16 protein-coding genes are annotated in these 15,974 nt (G+C 73.5%); 10 read left to right on the top strand and 6 right to left on the bottom strand.

What is annotated here, in order from left to right; translation table 11 throughout:
• Window positions 1-8: 8 nt before the first annotated feature.
• Complete coding sequence (locus CXR44_RS02210) at window positions 9-1,100, top strand: glycosyltransferase family 4 protein (protein WP_281260231.1); 1,092 nt, start codon at window positions 9-11, stop codon at window positions 1,098-1,100.
• A gap of 91 nt (window positions 1,101-1,191) precedes the next feature.
• Here CXR44_RS02210 and CXR44_RS02205 read toward each other — a convergent pair whose 3' ends face one another.
• Window positions 1,192-2,973 (bottom strand): AMP-dependent synthetase/ligase, encoded by a 1,782-nt coding sequence (locus CXR44_RS02205; protein ID WP_101783120.1) that lies wholly within the window; start codon window positions 2,971-2,973, stop codon window positions 1,192-1,194.
• Between the two features lie 137 nt (window positions 2,974-3,110).
• On the opposite strand from CXR44_RS02205, the gene CXR44_RS02200 reads away from it, so the two are divergent.
• From CXR44_RS02200 to CXR44_RS02170, 7 genes are all read left to right on the top strand, one after another.
• On the top strand, window positions 3,111-3,878 hold the full coding sequence (locus tag CXR44_RS02200) for a metallophosphoesterase family protein (protein ID WP_101783119.1): 768 nt from the start codon (window positions 3,111-3,113) through the stop codon (window positions 3,876-3,878).
• Window positions 3,879-3,994: 116 nt separating this feature from the next.
• Window positions 3,995-4,432 (top strand): SRPBCC family protein, encoded by a 438-nt coding sequence (locus CXR44_RS02195; RefSeq protein ID WP_101783118.1) that lies wholly within the window; start codon window positions 3,995-3,997, stop codon window positions 4,430-4,432.
• Between the two features lies 1 nt (window position 4,433).
• Window positions 4,434-5,636: an ArsA family ATPase gene (locus CXR44_RS02190; RefSeq protein WP_101783117.1), complete on the top strand. Its 1,203-nt coding sequence runs from the start codon at window positions 4,434-4,436 to the stop codon at window positions 5,634-5,636.
• A 34-nt stretch (window positions 5,637-5,670) separates the two neighbouring features.
• Window positions 5,671-6,144 carry a DUF5304 family protein gene (locus CXR44_RS02185; RefSeq protein ID WP_101783116.1) on the top strand — a complete coding sequence of 158 codons (474 nt, stop codon included), beginning with the start codon at window positions 5,671-5,673 and terminating at the stop codon, window positions 6,142-6,144.
• A gap of 13 nt (window positions 6,145-6,157) precedes the next feature.
• Entirely contained in the window at window positions 6,158-7,090 is a 933-nt protein-coding gene (locus CXR44_RS02180; protein WP_101783115.1) for an ROK family glucokinase, read from the top strand.
• 18 nt (window positions 7,091-7,108) lie between these two features.
• Window positions 7,109-7,828: an endonuclease/exonuclease/phosphatase family protein gene (locus CXR44_RS02175; protein WP_101783114.1), complete on the top strand. Its 720-nt coding sequence runs from the start codon at window positions 7,109-7,111 to the stop codon at window positions 7,826-7,828.
• A gap of 38 nt (window positions 7,829-7,866) precedes the next feature.
• Window positions 7,867-9,003 carry a hypothetical protein gene (locus tag CXR44_RS02170; RefSeq protein ID WP_144069829.1) on the top strand — a complete coding sequence of 379 codons (1,137 nt, stop codon included), beginning with the start codon at window positions 7,867-7,869 and terminating at the stop codon, window positions 9,001-9,003.
• 20 nt (window positions 9,004-9,023) lie between these two features.
• Here the strand turns inward: CXR44_RS02170 and CXR44_RS02165 are convergent, their stop codons facing one another.
• Both CXR44_RS02165 and CXR44_RS02160 read right to left on the bottom strand, forming a co-directional pair.
• A complete protein-coding gene (locus CXR44_RS02165; protein WP_101783112.1) occupies window positions 9,024-9,476 on the bottom strand; it encodes a hypothetical protein in 453 nt (150 codons plus the stop codon).
• A gap of 46 nt (window positions 9,477-9,522) precedes the next feature.
• Window positions 9,523-10,281, bottom strand: a complete 759-nt coding sequence (locus CXR44_RS02160; RefSeq protein WP_101783111.1) for an alpha/beta hydrolase — start codon at window positions 10,279-10,281, stop codon at window positions 9,523-9,525.
• 147 nt (window positions 10,282-10,428) lie between these two features.
• Between CXR44_RS02160 and CXR44_RS02155 the strand changes: the two genes are divergently transcribed.
• A complete protein-coding gene (locus CXR44_RS02155; RefSeq protein WP_101783110.1) occupies window positions 10,429-11,130 on the top strand; it encodes a lysophospholipid acyltransferase family protein in 702 nt (233 codons plus the stop codon).
• A 121-nt stretch (window positions 11,131-11,251) separates the two neighbouring features.
• On the opposite strand, the gene CXR44_RS02150 is transcribed toward CXR44_RS02155, so the two are convergent.
• The gene (locus tag CXR44_RS02150; RefSeq protein ID WP_101783109.1) at window positions 11,252-11,707 is read right to left on the bottom strand and encodes a MarR family winged helix-turn-helix transcriptional regulator; all 456 of its coding nucleotides are present in this window, start codon (window positions 11,705-11,707) and stop codon (window positions 11,252-11,254) included.
• A gap of 84 nt (window positions 11,708-11,791) precedes the next feature.
• Here CXR44_RS02150 and CXR44_RS02145 point away from each other — a divergent pair, with 84 nt between their 5' ends.
• Window positions 11,792-12,220, top strand: coding sequence for a DoxX family protein (locus CXR44_RS02145; protein WP_101783108.1), 429 nt, complete (start codon window positions 11,792-11,794; stop codon window positions 12,218-12,220).
• A 233-nt stretch (window positions 12,221-12,453) separates the two neighbouring features.
• Here CXR44_RS02145 and mmuM read toward each other — a convergent pair whose 3' ends face one another.
• Window positions 12,454-13,320 carry a homocysteine S-methyltransferase gene (gene mmuM, locus CXR44_RS02140; protein ID WP_101783107.1) on the bottom strand — a complete coding sequence of 289 codons (867 nt, stop codon included), beginning with the start codon at window positions 13,318-13,320 and terminating at the stop codon, window positions 12,454-12,456.
• 116 nt (window positions 13,321-13,436) lie between these two features.
• Entirely contained in the window at window positions 13,437-15,839 is a 2,403-nt protein-coding gene (locus CXR44_RS02135; RefSeq protein ID WP_219601637.1) for a VIT domain-containing protein, read from the bottom strand.
• Between the last annotated feature and the right edge of the window lie 135 nt (window positions 15,840-15,974).

The following is a 15,974-nucleotide window of genomic DNA, read 5'->3' as shown; positions in this document are numbered from 1 at the left end:
AGGTACGGGTGCTCGTCGTGACCAACGACTTCCCGCCCCGGCCGGGCGGCATCCAGTCGTTCGTGCACGGCCTGGCGCTGCGCACCCCCGGCGTGGCCGTCTACGCGCCGGCCTGGAAGGGGTGCGCCGAGTTCGACGGCCGCCAGCCGTACCCGGTCGTGCGCCACCCGACCTCGCTCATGCTGCCCACGCCCGCCGTCGCCCGTACGGCGGCCCGGCTGGTGGCCGGGCACGGCGCGAGCACCGTCGTGTTCGGCGCGGCGGCCCCGCTCGGGCTGCTCGCCCCCGCCGTGCGCGCGGCGGGGGCCCGGCGCGTCGTCATGCTCACCCACGGCCACGAAGCGGCCTGGGCGGGCGCGCCCGGGTTCCGCCGGGTGCTGCGCCGCATCGGTGAGCACGCCGACGTGGTCACCTATCTCGGCGAGTACACGCGCGCCCGGCTGGCCGCGGTCGTCGACCCCGGCAAGCTCGTCCGGCTCGCCCCCGGTGTCGACACGGACGTCTTCCGGCCGCCGGCCGACCCGGAGACCGCCAAGGCGCGGCTCGGCCTGGCGGGCCGGCCGGTGGTGGTGTGCGTGTCCAGGCTGGTGCCGCGCAAGGGGCAGGACCAGCTCATCCGGGCCTGGCCCGAGGTGCTGCGGACGGTGCCCGACGCGGTGCTGCTGCTGGTGGGCGGCGGGCCGTACCGCCGTACCCTGGAGCGGCTGGCGCGCGGGCGGGAGTCGGTGCGCTTCACCGGCACCGTTCCGGCGGCCGACCTGCCCGGCTACTACGCGGCGGGCGACGTGTTCGCCATGCCGTGCCGCACCCGCCTGGGCGGGATCGACGTCGAGGGGCTCGGCATCGTCTTCCTGGAGGCCTCGGCCACCGGCCTGCCCGTGATCGCCGGGGCGTCCGGCGGGGCTCCCGACGCCGTCCTGCAGGGCGAGACCGGCCTCGTCGTCGACGGGACCGGCCCGGCCGAGCCGGCCGCCGCCCTGGTGGAACTGCTCGCGAACCCCGATCGGGGCCGCAAGCTCGGCGCGGGCGGGCGCGACTGGATCACCCGTGAGTGGACCTGGGACCGGGTCGCCGCCCGCTTCCACACCCTGCTGGAGTGACGGCCGGCCGGTCGGTCGGCGCGGGCGGGGAACCGGCGCGGGCCGGGACCGGTGCGGGCCGGGACCGGCGCCGGTCCCGGAGTGGTGCGGGTCAGGAGTGGTAGAGCGCCTCGACCTCGGCGGCGAAGTCGCGCATCACAACGTTGCGCTTGATCTTCAGGGTGGGCGTCAGGTGGCCGCTCTCCTCGGTGATGTCGGCGTCCAGGACGGCGAACTTCTTGATCTGCTCGGCCTTCGACACCAGGGCGTTGGCCCGGTCCACCGCCCCCTGCACCTCGGCCAGGATCCGCGGGTCGGAGCGCAGCTCCGCGGCGCCGGCCCCCGGCCGGCCGTTGGCCGCCGCCCACGGCTCCAGCGCCTCCGGGTCCAGGGTGATCAGCGCGCCCACGAACGGTTTGTCGTCGCCGACGACCACCGCCTGGGAGATCAGCGGATGGGCGCGCAGGGAGTCCTCCAGCGGCCCGGGCGCGACGTTCTTGCCGGCGGCGGTGACCAGGATCTCCTTCTTGCGGCCGGTGATGGTCAGGTAGCCGTCGGCGTCGAGCGTCCCGATGTCGCCCGTGTGGTACCAGCCCTCGGCGTCGATCGCCTCCGCCGTGGCTTGGTCGTTGTTCCAGTAGCCGGCGAACACGTGCCGGCCCCTGACGAGGATCTCCCCGTCGTCGGCGATGGCCAGCGTCGCGCCGGGCAGCGGCTTGCCGACCGTGCCGATCTTGTTGGCGCCCGGCATGTTGACCGCGGACGGGGCCGAGGTCTCCGTCAGGCCGTACCCCTCGAAGATCTCGATCCCGACGCCCCTGAAGAAGTGGCCGAGCCGTTCACCCAGCGCGGAGCCGCCGCAGACGGCCGCCGACAGGCGGCCGCCGGTGGCCGCCCGCAGCTTGGCGTACACGAGCCGGTCGAACACCGCCCGGCGCAGGCGCAGCCCCAGCCCGGCGCCGCCCGACCCCTCGGCGCGGCTCCAGGCCACCGCCACGTCCACCGCGCGGGCGAAGATCGCGCCCTTGCCGCCGGCGATCGCCTTCTGCTCGGCGCCGTTGTAGACCTTCTCGAAGACCCGCGGCACTCCGAGCAGGAACGTCGGCTTGAACTCGACCAGGTCGGGAGCCACGTTCTTCATGTTCGGCGTGTGGGCCAGCACGGCGCCCGCCTCGACGAGCACCACCTGGATCATGCGGGCGAGGATGTGCGCCAGCGGCAGGAACAACAGCGCCGCCGGGTCCTTCGTGGTGAACAGCGGCTCCAGCGGTCCCGCCAGCACGTTGCGGGCGGTGTAGAGCAGGTTGTCGTGCGTGATGCGGCAGCCCTTGGGCCGGCCGGTGGTGCCGGAGGTGTAGACGAGCGTCGCCAGGTCGGCGCCGCACACCCGCTCCCTGCGCTCGCGCAGCACCTCGTCCGGCGTCCCGGACCCGTCGATCGACCCGTCGAGCGCCGCCTCGACCCGCCAGACGTCCTTCAGGTCGGGCGCGGCCTCCCGCACCGTCTCCTCGTGCCGGTCCAGCTCGACGAAGGCCGCCTTGGCGCCGCTGTCGGACAGGATCCAGCGCACCTGCTCGGTGGAGGACGTCTCGTAGATCGGCACGGTCACCGCGCCCACCGACCAGATGGCGTAGTCGATCAGGGTCCACTCGTAGCGGGTGCGCGACATGAGCGCCACCCGGTCGCCGTGCTCCACCCCCGCCGCGACAAGCCCCCGGGCCAGCGCCGCGACCTGGTCGCGCAGCTCGGCGGCCGTCACGGCGACCCAGGCGCCGCCGTCCTTGCGGCGCATGACCACGGTGCCGGGCTCCCGCTCACCCCGCGCGAAGATCGTGTCGGGCAGGCTCGCGGTGGCAGGCACATCCACCAGCACGGGAACGCTGTACTCGCGCACGGACCAACTCCTCCGGGTGCACGCTTCGGGGACGGCCTGGACGTTACCGCGATAAGTTACGCGCCGGTAGCCCCGACATCCAGGCGTTATCAAGGGCATTCATCACGCTAGCAGCCGTCATGCATAGGATTCCCCGCATGAGGGTCCACGTCGTCAGTGATGTGCACGGCCGGGCCGACGCCCTGGCGCGAGCGGGCGACGGAGCCGACGCGCTCGTGTGCCTGGGCGACCTCATCCTGTTCGTCGACTACCACGACCACGCCCAGGGGATCTTCGCCGACCTGTTCGGCGCGGAGCGGGCGGCGGAGTTCGTCGCGCTGCGGACCGCCAAGCGGTTCGACGAGGCGAGGGCCATGTCGGCGCGCCTGTGGGCCACCCTCGGCGGCGACCCGCGCGACCACATCGAGCGCAGCGTGCGGGCCCAGTACGACCAGCTCTTCACCGCGATGCCCGAGCCCGCCTACCTCACCTACGGCAATGTCGACATCCCGCGGCTGTGGCCCGACTACCTGCGCCCCGGGCACCGGGTGCTCGACGGCGAGGTCACGGAGATCGGCGGCTGGCGGTTCGGGTTCGTCGGCGGGGGGCTGCGGACCGACTACCGCACGCCGTACGAGATCGACGACGAGGAGTACGCGGCCAAGGTGGAGGCGCTGGGCGAGGTCGACGTGCTGTGCACGCACATCCCGCCCGCGGTGCCCGAACTGCTGTACGACGTGGTGGCCCGGCGCCTGGAGCGGGGCAGCGAGGCGACGCTGGCGGCGATCAGGCGGACGCAGCCGCGCTACGCCCTGTTCGGCCACGTGCACCAGCCCCTGTGCCGGCGTACCCGCATCGGCCGCACCGAGTGCGTCAACGTCGGCCACTTCCGCGGCCGCGGCGTCCCTCACGTCCTCGAATGGTGACGGGGGCCAGGGATCGGCCGTGTCCGGCGGTCCGCCGCGAGTAGCGGTTTGTGCACTACGGTGGGCCGCGTTCAGCGGTCCGCCGCAAGTAGCGGTTTGTGCACTACGGTGGTCGCATGGCTGATCGCACCAGTTCGAGCATCACCATCGGCGCCGACCGCGCGCGTGTGATGACGGTCATCGCGGACTTCGCCGCCTATCCCGAATGGGCCGGCCAGGTCAGGAGCGCCGAGGTGCTCGGCACCGGCGCCGACGGCCGGCCCGAGACGGTGCGGTTCGTCCTCGACGCGGGCGTGATCAACGACACCTACACCCTCGGCTACACGTGGCACGGCGACGAGAGCGTCACCTGGCACGTGGTGGAGCAGGGCAAGATGGTCGCCGAGCTCGACGGGAGCTACCGGCTCGCCGAGGCGGGCGGTGGCACCGAGGTGACCTACGAGCTGGCGGTCGACGTCAAGGTGCCGATGATCGGCATGCTCAGGCGCAAGGCCGAGAAGGTCATCGTGGACACCGCGCTCAAGGGCCTCAAGAAGCGCGTCGAAGGACGCTGACGTGAGCCCGCGCGTCCTGCTCTTCACCGGCAAGGGCGGCGTCGGCAAGACGACCGCCGCGGCGGCGACCGCGACCCTGGCCGCCCGCAGGGGCCTGAAGACGCTCGTCGTCTCCACGGACACCGCCCACTCGCTGGCCGACGCGCTGGCCGCCGAGCCGGGCGAGATCGCGCCCGGCCTGCACCTGCGCCAGGTGGACACCCAGCGGTCGATGGAACGCCACTGGGGCGAGCTGCGCGACTACGCCCGCGGCCTGCTGGCGGAGCTGGGGCTGGACGAGGTCACCTCCGAGGAGATCACCGTCCTGCCCGGCGCCGAGGAGGTCATCGCCCTGCTGGAGCTGCGCGAGCACGCGCGCGCCGGCACGTGGGACGTCATCGTGGTCGACTGCGCGCCCACCGCCGAGACCCTGCGGCTGCTGGCGCTGCCCGAGGCGCTCGACTGGCACATGAGCAGGCTCATGCCGCTCGGCCGACGGATCATGCGGTTGGCGTCGCCGTTCGTGCGAGGGGTCGCCCGCGTCAGCGCGCCCGGCGAGGAGGTCATGAGCGCGGGTGAGCGGCTGCACCGCGGGCTGATGGAGGTGCGCGGGCTGCTCACCGGCGACCGGGCGTCCGTGCGGCTCGTGCTCACGCCCGAGTCCGTGGTGCTCGCCGAGGCGAGACGCACGCTCACCTCGCTCAACCTGTACGGCTACCGGGTCGACGCCGTCGTCGCCAACCGGGTCTTCCCGCCCGGCGGCGCCGACGAGTGGCGCGCCCAGTGGGTGGCCGCCCAGTCCCGGCTGCTGGCCGAGGCGGAGGAGTCCTTCGCGCCGCTGCCCGTGCACGTCGTCCCCTATCTGCCGGCCGAGCCGGTCGGCGAGGCCGCGCTGGCCGCGGTCGGCGAGGCTCTCTACGGCGCGGCCGACCCTTTCGGGCCGCCGTCGGTGCGCCGGCCGCTGCGGCTGTCGGCCGACGAGCTGGCCCTCGACCTGCCCGGCGCCGACCGGGCCGACGTCGATCTGGCCCGCAAGGGCGACGAGCTGATCGTCACCGCGGGACCGTACCGCCGGATCCTGGCGCTTCCGGTGGCGCTGGCCCGCCGGGAGATCAGTGGGGCGGTGCTCCGCGACGGCGTGCTCCGGGTACGGTTCACCTCGGGGGACGAACCCGGCACGACGCCCAACCCGGACGACCGAGGCACGAGGTCGGCGGCGACGTGACCACAGCGGGCGTCCCAGAGGCAGGGAGGGCCACATGAGCGAGACCAACGACCGGAGAGACGCCGACCCGATCGGCACCGTCGCCGACGAGGCGCGCAAGCTGTTCGACGCCATCCAGGGGCGCGCCACCCGACACGTCGGCCGCACCGTGCTCAGCTCGTTCACCGGCGGCGGTGGCGGCGGGCGGCGGGAGCGCGACGTGTGGGGCGAGGCGGTCGCCGAGCCGGAGGAGGAGTACATCTGCCGCGCCTGCCCGGTCTGCCGGGCCATCGCGGCGCAGCGTGAGTCGGGCAACGACGTGACCTCCCACCTGGTCGCGGCCGGCGGCGAGCTGTTCGCCGCGTTCCGCCAGACCCTCGACGTGCTGAGCCGCCCCGCGCCCCGCGGGCCGCGCACCGGCGGCGAGCAGGACGGCGGCGGGCAGGGCACCCCCCGCCGTGATGAAGGCCCCGCCACCGGGCATGATCAGCACGGGCGCGACAGCGTGCAACACATCGACCTGGGATAAGGGGACGAAGGCAATGCTCACGATCGGCGTGGACATCGGTGGCACCAAGGTCGGCGCGGGCGTGGTGGACGACGAGGGCACCATCGTCGCGCACCTGCTGAGGCCCACCCCCGCCGACCGGCCCGACCTGGTCGCGGAGACGGTCGCGGACGTCGTCCGCGAGCTCGCCGAGGGCAGGGAGATCGAGGCCGTCGGCGTCGGCGCGGCCGGGTTCGTCGACGAGACCCGCTCGATCGTGCGGTTCGCGCCCAACCTGGCCTGGCGCGAGGAGCCCCTGCAGAAGAAGATCAGCGGACTGGTCGGCCTGCCCGTCGTCGTGGAGAACGACGCCAACGCCATGGCGTGGGGCGAGACCAGGTTCGGCGCCGGCCGCGGGCAGTCCCACGTGGTGTGCATCACGATCGGCACCGGCATCGGCGGCGGGCTCGTCTTCGACGGGCGGCTGTTCCGCGGGCACTGGGGGATGGGCGCCGAGCTCGGTCACATGCAGGTCGTCCCCGGCGGCCGGCCGTGCGGATGCGGCCAGCACGGCTGCTGGGAGCAGTACGCCAGCGGCAACGCGCTCGTCCTCGAAGCCCGGGAGATCGCCGCCGCCCATCCCGAGCGCGCCGAGATCCTGCTCGGCCTGGCCGGCGGCACGATCGAGGGCGAGGAGGTCACCGAGGCCGCGCGGCGCGGCGACCAGGCCGCCCTGGAGGCGTTCGGCGCCCTCGCCGACTGGCTCGGCCAGGGCATGGCCGACCTGGCCGCGATCCTCGACCCGGGCTGCTTCATCCTCGGTGGCGGCGTGTCCCGGGCCGCCGACCTCTTCCTCGACCGGGCGCGTGAGACGTTCGAGCAGCGGCTGACCGGGAGGGGACACCGCCCGGTCGCCGAGATCCGCCTGGCCGAGCTGGGCGCCTCCGCCGGTGTCGTGGGCGCGGCGGACCTCGCCAGGCACCGCTGACGGAGGTACGGTCCGTCCGTGACGGTGAGGATCGCCACCTACAACGTGCGGGGAATGAAGGACAGCGTGCCTGCGCTGGTGCACGTCATTACCGCGCTGCGGGCCGACGTGCTCTGCCTGCAGGAGGCGCCCGGCCCGCTCCACCTGCGGGGCGGGCGCGCCGCGCTGGCCAGGGCCTGCGGGATGCGCGTCGCCGCCGCCTCGCGGCTCGGCGGGGTGGCCGTGCTCGCCGGGCCGCGCTGCCGGGTGCGGCACGCCGAGAGCCGCGTGCTGCGGTTCTTCACCGGCCTGCAGGTACGCGCGCTCGCGGTCGCCGTCGTGGAGGTGGACGGGATGCGGCTCGCCGCCGGGTCCGTCCACCTCGACCTGCACGGTGCGGCCCGGCTGCGGCACGCGACGGAGATCATGTCCGTGATGCGGCGCGTGTCGGCGGAGCACGGCGCGGCGGCGGTGGTCGGCGGCGACATCAACGAGCGGGCACACCAGCCCACCTGGCGCTACCTCGCCGCGCAGCTCGTCGACTGTCACCCGGCCGCGGCGGCGGGCGACGGGTTCACCTTCAGCGCGCGCAGTCCCCGGATGCGCATCGACGCGCTGTTCGCCGCGCGCGGCACACGCGTGGTGTCCTGCGCCTGCCCCGGAGCGGGAGACGGCGCGGGCGGCGCGGTGTCCGGAGCCGACCTGATCGCCGCGTCCGACCACCTTCCGGTGGTCGCTGAGCTGGGAGAAGGGGGCTGAGGTCGGGGAGGGCGGACGTGACGCCGTAGCATTTGCTCATGACCCGTCGCTTTCAGCGGCGTGCGCTCTCCTTGATCCTGGCGACGTCCGTGGCCTGGTCGCAGGTCACGCCCGCCGCGCATGCCGAACCGCGCCCCGCCTCAGTGGAGGCGTGGGAGAAGTCGACGAGCGCGCGCCTCGTCGCCGACGGCTCGCTCTCCGACGTGCTCGCGGTCTCCGCGACCAACGTGTGGGCGGTGGGCCAGCAGCAGATCTGGGACGTGTGGAAGAACCGCGGCACGATCCGCCACTGGGACGGCACGCGCTGGGCCGAGGTCGCCATCCGCGACGCCACCGGCGCGGTCAACCTGCGCGGTGTGGCCGCCGCCTCCGCCTCCGAAGTGTGGGCCATCGGCGACGGTGTCGACGGCCTGCCCTACCTCGCCCAGGGCGACACCGGAGGGTTCTCCCGGGTTCGGGTGGACGGCCTGTGGGGAGGCGACTGGCTCGGCGGCGTCGACGCCCGTACCGGCCGGGTGGTGGCCGTCGGCAGCGGCAAGAGCCGCGACCAGCGCAGCACCGAGATGGTCGGGCTGATCGTCACCGGCGAGGACGGCCGGTGGACGGTCCGCGAGACCGAGTCGGCGGGCGCCCTCTACGCGGTGGACGGCGGGTTCGCCGTGGGCGACACCGGCACCCGGCCGCTGATCGTGCACGAGTCGGGCGACACCTGGAAGGCCGTGCCGGTGCCCGACATCCCGGGCGGCTACCTGCGTGACGTGCAGGCCGACAGCTCCAAGCGGGCCGTGGCCGTCGGCGGCGTCTACCACGGGCCGGGCGACGTGGAGCCGCTCGTGCTGTCGTGGAACGGCAAGCGCTGGAAGCGGGAGACGCTGCCCGCCACCGGATCCCGCCTCTACGGGGTGACCGGCGACGGCAAGGGCCGCTACTGGGCCGCCGGCCACGACCCGGCACAGCCGGCCGAGCCGTTCATGCTGCGCTACGAGAAGGGCGACTGGGAGATCATCCGGGGCGGCGCGGCCCGCGGCAGGGACAGCGTGCGGCTGCAGGCCGTCACCTACCTCACGGGCAAGGGCGCGGTGTGGGCCGTCGGCCACGCCGTCGACACCGGCGACCGCTACACCGACGTGGTCGAGTCCTTCGGAACGGGCAGCCCGCCGCCGAAGGACTCCTAGCGGCTCGGAGACGCAGCGGCTCAGAGGACGGCGCCGTCGTCCCAGCCCGAGTCGCCGGGCGGGCCGTCGCCCATGCGCACCACCAGCGCCACGAAGCCGCCGATGAACGCCGCCACGGCGGTGAACAGCGCCCAGCCCTCCATCTGCCAGTCGGCCATCGCCGCCACCAGCAGGTAGGCGGGCCCGCCGAACAGCGCCACCCAGGCGACCTTGGTCACCAGGTCGAGCTTGGGCAGCGGGGGAGGGGGCGGGGGCTCGAAGTGGCCCTCGTCCTCGTCGCCGTCCGCCGCGGCCTCGGCGTGGTCGTCGTCGTGCTCCGTCTCGGCCGGTCTGACCACCCGCCGGGCCTGCTGCTCGGCCGGGACGTTCTCGCTGTCCGGCCAGGGCTGATCGGCCGAGTCGCGCTCGGCCGTGTCGTTGAAGGACGCGACGATCTGCCGCCAGACCTCGTCCTCGTCACTCTGGGGCGTCACCTAGATCGGCCTCTCCGCAGCGATCGCGACTTCCCCCTGGGTGCGATCAGTCCCTCTGCAAGGGTACCGAGGCATGTGTCCGGATGAAGTCGAGGCTTCCGGCAAAGATCCTGTCGGCATCGTTGTCCAGTGTCGCAACATGGTAGCTATCGGTGAGCTCCTCGATCGTGGCCTGCGGCACTCTCTGGCGAATGATCGCCACGCTTGTCGGTTTCACGACGTGGTCGTCGGCGCTGTGGAAGACCAGCACCGGCTGCACCACCTTCGCCAGGTCGGCCTGCACCAGCGACCACAGCCCCGGCAGCGTGGCGGCCGCCTTCACGGGGGTGCGCCGGTAGGCCAGCTCGGCCACCCCGGGTTTCTTCACGTCGTTGGCCACCCCCGGCACCGACGCCACGAACCACTTGAGCAGCGGCGCGAGCTTCAGCAGCGGCACGTCGTTCGCGATCGACGGATTGACCAGCACCAGCCCCCTGACGGCGGCGCCGTGCACCTCGGCCAGCCGCAGTGCCAGGCAGCCGCCCAGGGACAGCCCCGCCACGAACACCTCGGCGCACCGGCCCCGGAGATCCTCGAACGCCTTCTCCAGCTCGGCGTACCAGTCCTCCCAGCGGGTGCGGTTCATCTCCTGCCACGTCGTGCCGTGACCCGGCTGCCGGGGCAGCGAGACGCTCACTCCGTGGGCGGCCAGATGCTCGCCCCACGGGCGCAGCGACTGGGGAGTGCCGGTGAACCCGTGGCACAGCAGCACGCCGATCTGGCCTGCTTCGTGGTGGTAGGGTTCCGCGCCTGGCATGAGCGGCATAACAGCGCCTCCTAGGAATTTCATCCCGGAATTGCCCGATCGTCGCACGATCGAAGGGTTTTGTGCGAGAGCTGATGTAGGAGCATCGGGCCTGAGATGCGAAGATGACGTACGCTTGCCGACATAGGTCTGAGAAGGGGTGGCCGGGTGTTCTACTGGGTCGTCAAGGCCATCTTGGGGCCGTTTCTCCACATCATCTTCCGGCCGTGGGCCGAAGGCGTGGACAACGTGCCCAAGCAGGGGCCCGCGATCCTGGCCGGCAACCACTTGTCCTTCGCCGACCACTTCTTTGGGCCGCTGCACCTGCGCCGCAAGGTCATCTCCCTGGGCAAGTCCGACTACTTCACCGGGCGTGGCGTCAAGGGCTTCTTCACGCGGCTGTTCTTCAGCGGCGTCGGCACCGTGCCGATCGACCGTTCCGGCGGCAAGGCCAGCGAGGCGGCGCTGCGCACCGGTCTGCGGATCCTGCGCGAGGGTCACGTGCTCGGCATCTACCCGGAGGGCACCCGCTCGCCCGACGGCCGCCTCTACAAGGGCAAGACCGGCGTCGCCCGGCTCGCGCTGGAGTCGCGCGCGCCCGTCATCCCGTGGGCGATGGTCAACACGTTCGAGATGATGCCGCCCGGCCGTCCCGTGCCCAAGCTCGGCATCCGGCCGGGAATCCGGTTCGGCAAGCCGCTCGACTTCTCCCGCTACTACGGCATGGAGGACGACCGGCTCGTCCTGCGCGCCGTCACGGACGAGATCATGTACGCGCTGATGGAGCTGTCGGAGCAGGAGTACGTGGACAAGTACGCGGCCAGCGCCAAGGTCGAGATGGAGCGCGCGGCCCGCGCCGCCAAGCACTGACCACGCCGCCAGACGCTGACGCGCCGCCAGGCACTGACCACGCAGCCAGCACTGACCACGCCGCCGGGCACACGCACCGCCGGGCACACGCGCTGTCAGCCACTGACGCGCCGGCGGTCCGTCAGGCGCGCAGCGCCTCCTCGGTCCTGCGCATGGCGGCCGTCAGCACCTCCAGCTCCTCGCGGGTCAGCCGATCGATCAGGTAGCGGCGGACGACCTCCAGGTGGCCGGGCGCGATCTGCTCCAGGCAGCGCATGCCCGTCTCGGTGAGCACCGCCAGCACGCCCCTGTCGTCCGACGGGCAGGTGGTCCGCTCCACCAGGCCGGCCTTCTCCAGCTGGGTGATCTGGTAGGTCAGCGCGCTCTTGGACGCCACCACGCCCCTGGCCAGCTCGGTCATGCGCATCTGGCGGCCGGGGGCGCCGGAGAGCCGTACCAGGATCTCGTACTGCGCGTGGGTGAGGCCCGCGGCCGCCTTCAGCTGCTCCTCGATGCGTCGTTCGAGGAGGTGGGAGGTGGACAGGAAGGCGCGCCAGGCCGCCATCTCCGTCTCGTCGAGCCACCGGGTGTCCGTCACGGGCCCCAGTGTACTTGTTGTTCAGATTTGAACGACCAGCTACAGTGGCGGTAGTTAAAAACTGAACGACTCGAAGGAGAGCTCATGATCGCCCAAGCCCGTCCCGTCGCGCTGCTGATCGCCCGCGTGGCCATCGGCGTGATCTTCCTCGTGCACGGCTACCAGAAGTTCGCCACCATGGGCATCTCCGGCACGGCGAAGTTCTTCGAGTCGGTCGGCATACCGCTCGCCGGCGTGGCCGCACCGGCCGTCGCGCTGCTGGAGGTCGTCGGGGGGCTTGCGCTGATCGCGGGCGCGGCGCTGCCGATCGTCGGCACCCTGCTGGCGCTCGACATGGTGGGCGCGATCGTCTTCGTGCACCTCGCCAACGGGTTCACCGTGGACAAGGGCGGTTACGAGTTCGTGCTGGCGCTGGCCGCCGGCGGCCTCGCCGTGGGCTTCACCGGTGGCGGCACACTGTCCGTCGACGGCGCCCTGCAGCGCCGCAAGGCCCCGACCACCGTGTCCGCGTGACATGGCGTCCCGCCTGAGAGGGCGATGTGCATGCTCAGGTATCCGCGGATAGGGCTCTGTAAGGTGCGCTGATGTCTCAGGCGGGTATGTCGATTCCGGCCAGCCGGCCCTGTCCCAGGCACAACGAGGAAGGGCACATCGGCTCGCCGAGCGCACTGTGATGTGGGGCCACCGCGTCCCGCCTGACGGGCCGCCCCGCTGACGGGCGGCTGCCGGCGCCGCCGGGGACGGTGTCAGGCCAGGTGGGCGCGGATCTGCTTGATGTGCTCGGGAGTGGTGCGGCAGCAGCCGCCGATCAGCGAGGCGCCCGCCCGCTCCCACTCCTTGGCCGCCTGCCCGAACTCGGCCGGATCGGCCAGCCCCAGCCAGCGCCGCCGCTCGGCGTCCCAGATCTCGCCCGAGTTGGGGTAGACGACGATGGGCAGTCCGCCGGACAGGGCGGCGAGCAGGGACGGGATGTGGCGGGGCGCGGTGCAGTTGACCCCCACGGCCACCACCTGCGCGTCGCTGGCGAACAGCGCGGCGGCCTCGCGGATCGGGGTGCCGTCGTTGAGGTGTTCCCCGTCGCGGCAGGAGAAGCTCACCCACGCCTTGACCGAGGGCGTCTCGCGCAGCAGGCGGGCCAGCGCCCGCGCCTCGGGATAGGAGGGGATGGTCTCGCAGGCCAGCAGGTCGGGCCCGGAGGAGGCGAGGATCTCCCAGCGGGGCCGGTGCCAGGCCAGCAGGCCCTCCTCGTCCAGGTCGTAGTCGCCGGTGTACTCGGCGCCGTTGGCCAGGTAGGCGCCGTACGGGCCGACCGAGGCGGCCACCAGCCCGCCGCCCGCCTCGTCCCTGGCCTGCGCGGCCAGCTCGACCGAACGCCTGATGAGCCGCTCGGCCTGCGCCACGTCCAGCCCGCGCCGGACGAACCCGGGGATCGACGCCTGGTAGCCGGCGGTCGTGGCCACCTGCGCACCGGCCGCGAAGTAGTCGGCGTGGACGCGTCGGATCAGGTCGGGATCCTCCAGCAGGAGCCGTGCCGACCACAGCTCGTCGCTCAGGTCGGCGCCGAGCGCTTCGAGATGGGTGGCCAGGCCGCCGTCCAGGACAAGAGTGCTCACCGCCCCAGACTATGGGCCTCTCCGCACAGCTCAGGCCCGGGTCCCGCCCCGGGCGGGGCCGAGACGGGACATAGGGCTCAGCCGCGCTTTCCACGCGCCGGGACGGGACATAGGGTTCAGCCGCGCTTCCAGAAGGGGCGGCGTTGCTCCGGGGCCGGGCCGCCGACGGTCAGCGCGGTCAGCACCTCGACGGCGCGCTCGCGCAACGCCTCCAGGTCCGTGCCCGGTCGCTCGGCCGCCTCCAGCTCGCGGGCCAGCTCGGCCAGCTCGGCGTGACCGCCGAGGTACGCCGCCAGCGCCGCCAGCCGGGAACCCAGGTCGGCGAGGTAGAGGGCGTCGGCCGCCCGCAACGCCGTGAGCCGGTCGAGCTCCGCCACGAGCTGAGGCTTGACGGCATCCAGGCCGTGCGGTGACCGGCGGGCCGGAGCCGGCACGGGCCTGCCGAACGTCCGGCCCCGCGGCGCCCGGTCTCCCGCCCCGCCGGCGCCACCGGGCCGCCCGGCGCCGCCGTGCCCCGCCGGACCGCCGGCGGCAGGAGGACCGCCCGGCGTCACCGGAGCGCCGCCAGGGGCGGCGGGTGCGCCCATGGGGCCGCCCGCGAAGGGAGCCTCGTCCAGCGCGGACTCGAACGTGGGCGCCGCCGGGGCCCGGAACGCGGGCGGCGCCGACATCACCGCCGCCTGCGCCATGAAGCTCGGCATCGCCGGAGCCTGGGACGGCATCTCCCACCCGCTCGGCGGCTCGACCGGCTGGATGACCCGGTGCTCCGGCCCGCCCTCGGCCGCCTGGCGGGTGTCCACCGCCACGTACGCCGTGAACCGGCACAGCACCCCGTACTCCAGCGAGACCCGGACGATCTCCGCCTCCAGCTCCCGCTCGCCCATCGCGTAGCGGTCCTCCAGCTCGCGCAGGTGCGCGCGCGCCCACACGGCGCGCAGGGCGGGGCTGTCCACGACCGTCCCCGCCACCGGCTGCTCCCAGGGCGCGCCCGCCGCCAGGCCGCGCACCGTGACCGACCCGCCGCCCCGGTGGCGGCCGTAGACCCGCAGTGGCACCCCCGGGAAGATCGAACCCAGGTGGGTGAGCGTGCCCGGCTCCACGTCGAGCCCCTTGAGCGACAGGTCCGTCACCAGCGGCGCGCCGATGCGGCGGTGGATCTGGTCCATCGCGGCGTCGAGCCGGTCCTCCGACTCCACCAGCTCGCACCGCCCGGCGCCCAGCCCGGCCAGCCGCCCGAGGAACCCGGCGTTCACCGCCCGGTCGATGCCGACCGCGTGCACCCGCATGGCCGACAGCGCGCCGCCGGCCTGCTCCAGGATCTGGTCCTCGTTGCCCACCTGGCCGTCGGTGACGAGCACCACGACCCGCTCTCGGCCGTCCGGCCGGGCGCCGCCGAGCAGCGACACCGCCTGGCGCAGCGGCTCCAGCAGCTCGGTGCCGCCGCGGGCGTCCACCCGGGACAGATGCTCGACGGCCCGGTAGCGGTTGCGGTCCGACGCCTCCACCAGCCCCTCGAACGCCTGCTCCACCACCGAGTCGAACGTCAGCACCGCGAACCTGTCGGCCGAGGTGAGCGTGTCGACGATGCGGGCGGCGGCGCGGCGGGCGGCGACCATCTTCCAGCCGCCCATGCTGCCCGACCGGTCGAGCAGGAGCACCAGGTCGCGGGGCACGCGCGTCTCCGCCACCGGCGGCGGCATGACGGTCAGCGCGAACGTGCCCGCCCCGTCGAGCTGCAACGCCGTGGACGCCTCGAACGCCAGCCGCAGGACGAAGTCGCGGTCGAGCCGCTCACCGGGGCGCAGCCGTACCGTGTCGCCCTCCTCCTCGACCACGTGCAGGCTGGACGCCAGCTCCCGCAGGTCCAGGCCGGCGGCGTCAACGCGCACGGACAGCGACAGGCGCACCGGGTCGGGGAAGCCGGGCAGCAGCACCGGTGGCGTGATCCGCGACGCGTCGGGCACCGCGTCCGTGTCGGGCGCCGTGCCGTCGCCCGCCGGCGGCCCGTCGAGGGGGGCGCCGGGAACGTAGCGGGGGGCGACGACCAGCGGGAAACGGAACATCGCCGCGCCGTCCTCGTACGGCAGCGGCTGGCTCAGCGAGAGCCGGACCGTGACGCGTTCGCCGGGCAGGATGTTGCCCACCCTGATCGTGAACACGTCCGGCCGGTCCTCCTCGGCGATCGCCGCTCGCCGGCCCTCGCGCAGCGCCCGGTCGTAGTCGGCCCTGGCCTGGCCGCGCTCCTTGAGCACGCCCTCGATGACCCGGTCGTCCGCTTCCATCCGGAACGCCGTCACCGCCGCCCGGTCGGGGAGTGGGAAGACGTACGTGGCCTCCAGCGTGACGTCGAACGGGTTGCGGAAGCTCTGCGTGACCTCCACCCCGGCGACGAGCCCGCTGATCGAGGCGGCCACGTCGACGCTCTCGAGCGGCAGGTTGCCGCGCTCGGTCCGCAGCGCGCCGAACCCGGCGTCCGGAACCGGCAGGCACCGGGCCGGCTCGAGCGAAGTGATCTTCATGCGAGATTCCTCTCTTCGAGCACCGCCAGCAGCGGCCCGGCCGCGGCCAGCACCGCATGGACGTCTTCTGGAGTGGGGGTACGGCCCGCGCGGTCGAGCACGAGCGTCACGCCGGGCGCGATCCGCACGCCCGTG

It is taken from the genome of Nonomuraea indica (assembly GCF_002850745.1).
Classification (GTDB): domain Bacteria; phylum Actinomycetota; class Actinomycetes; order Streptosporangiales; family Streptosporangiaceae; genus Nonomuraea; species Nonomuraea indica.
This window is presented reverse-complemented; position numbering and strand designations above follow the sequence as displayed.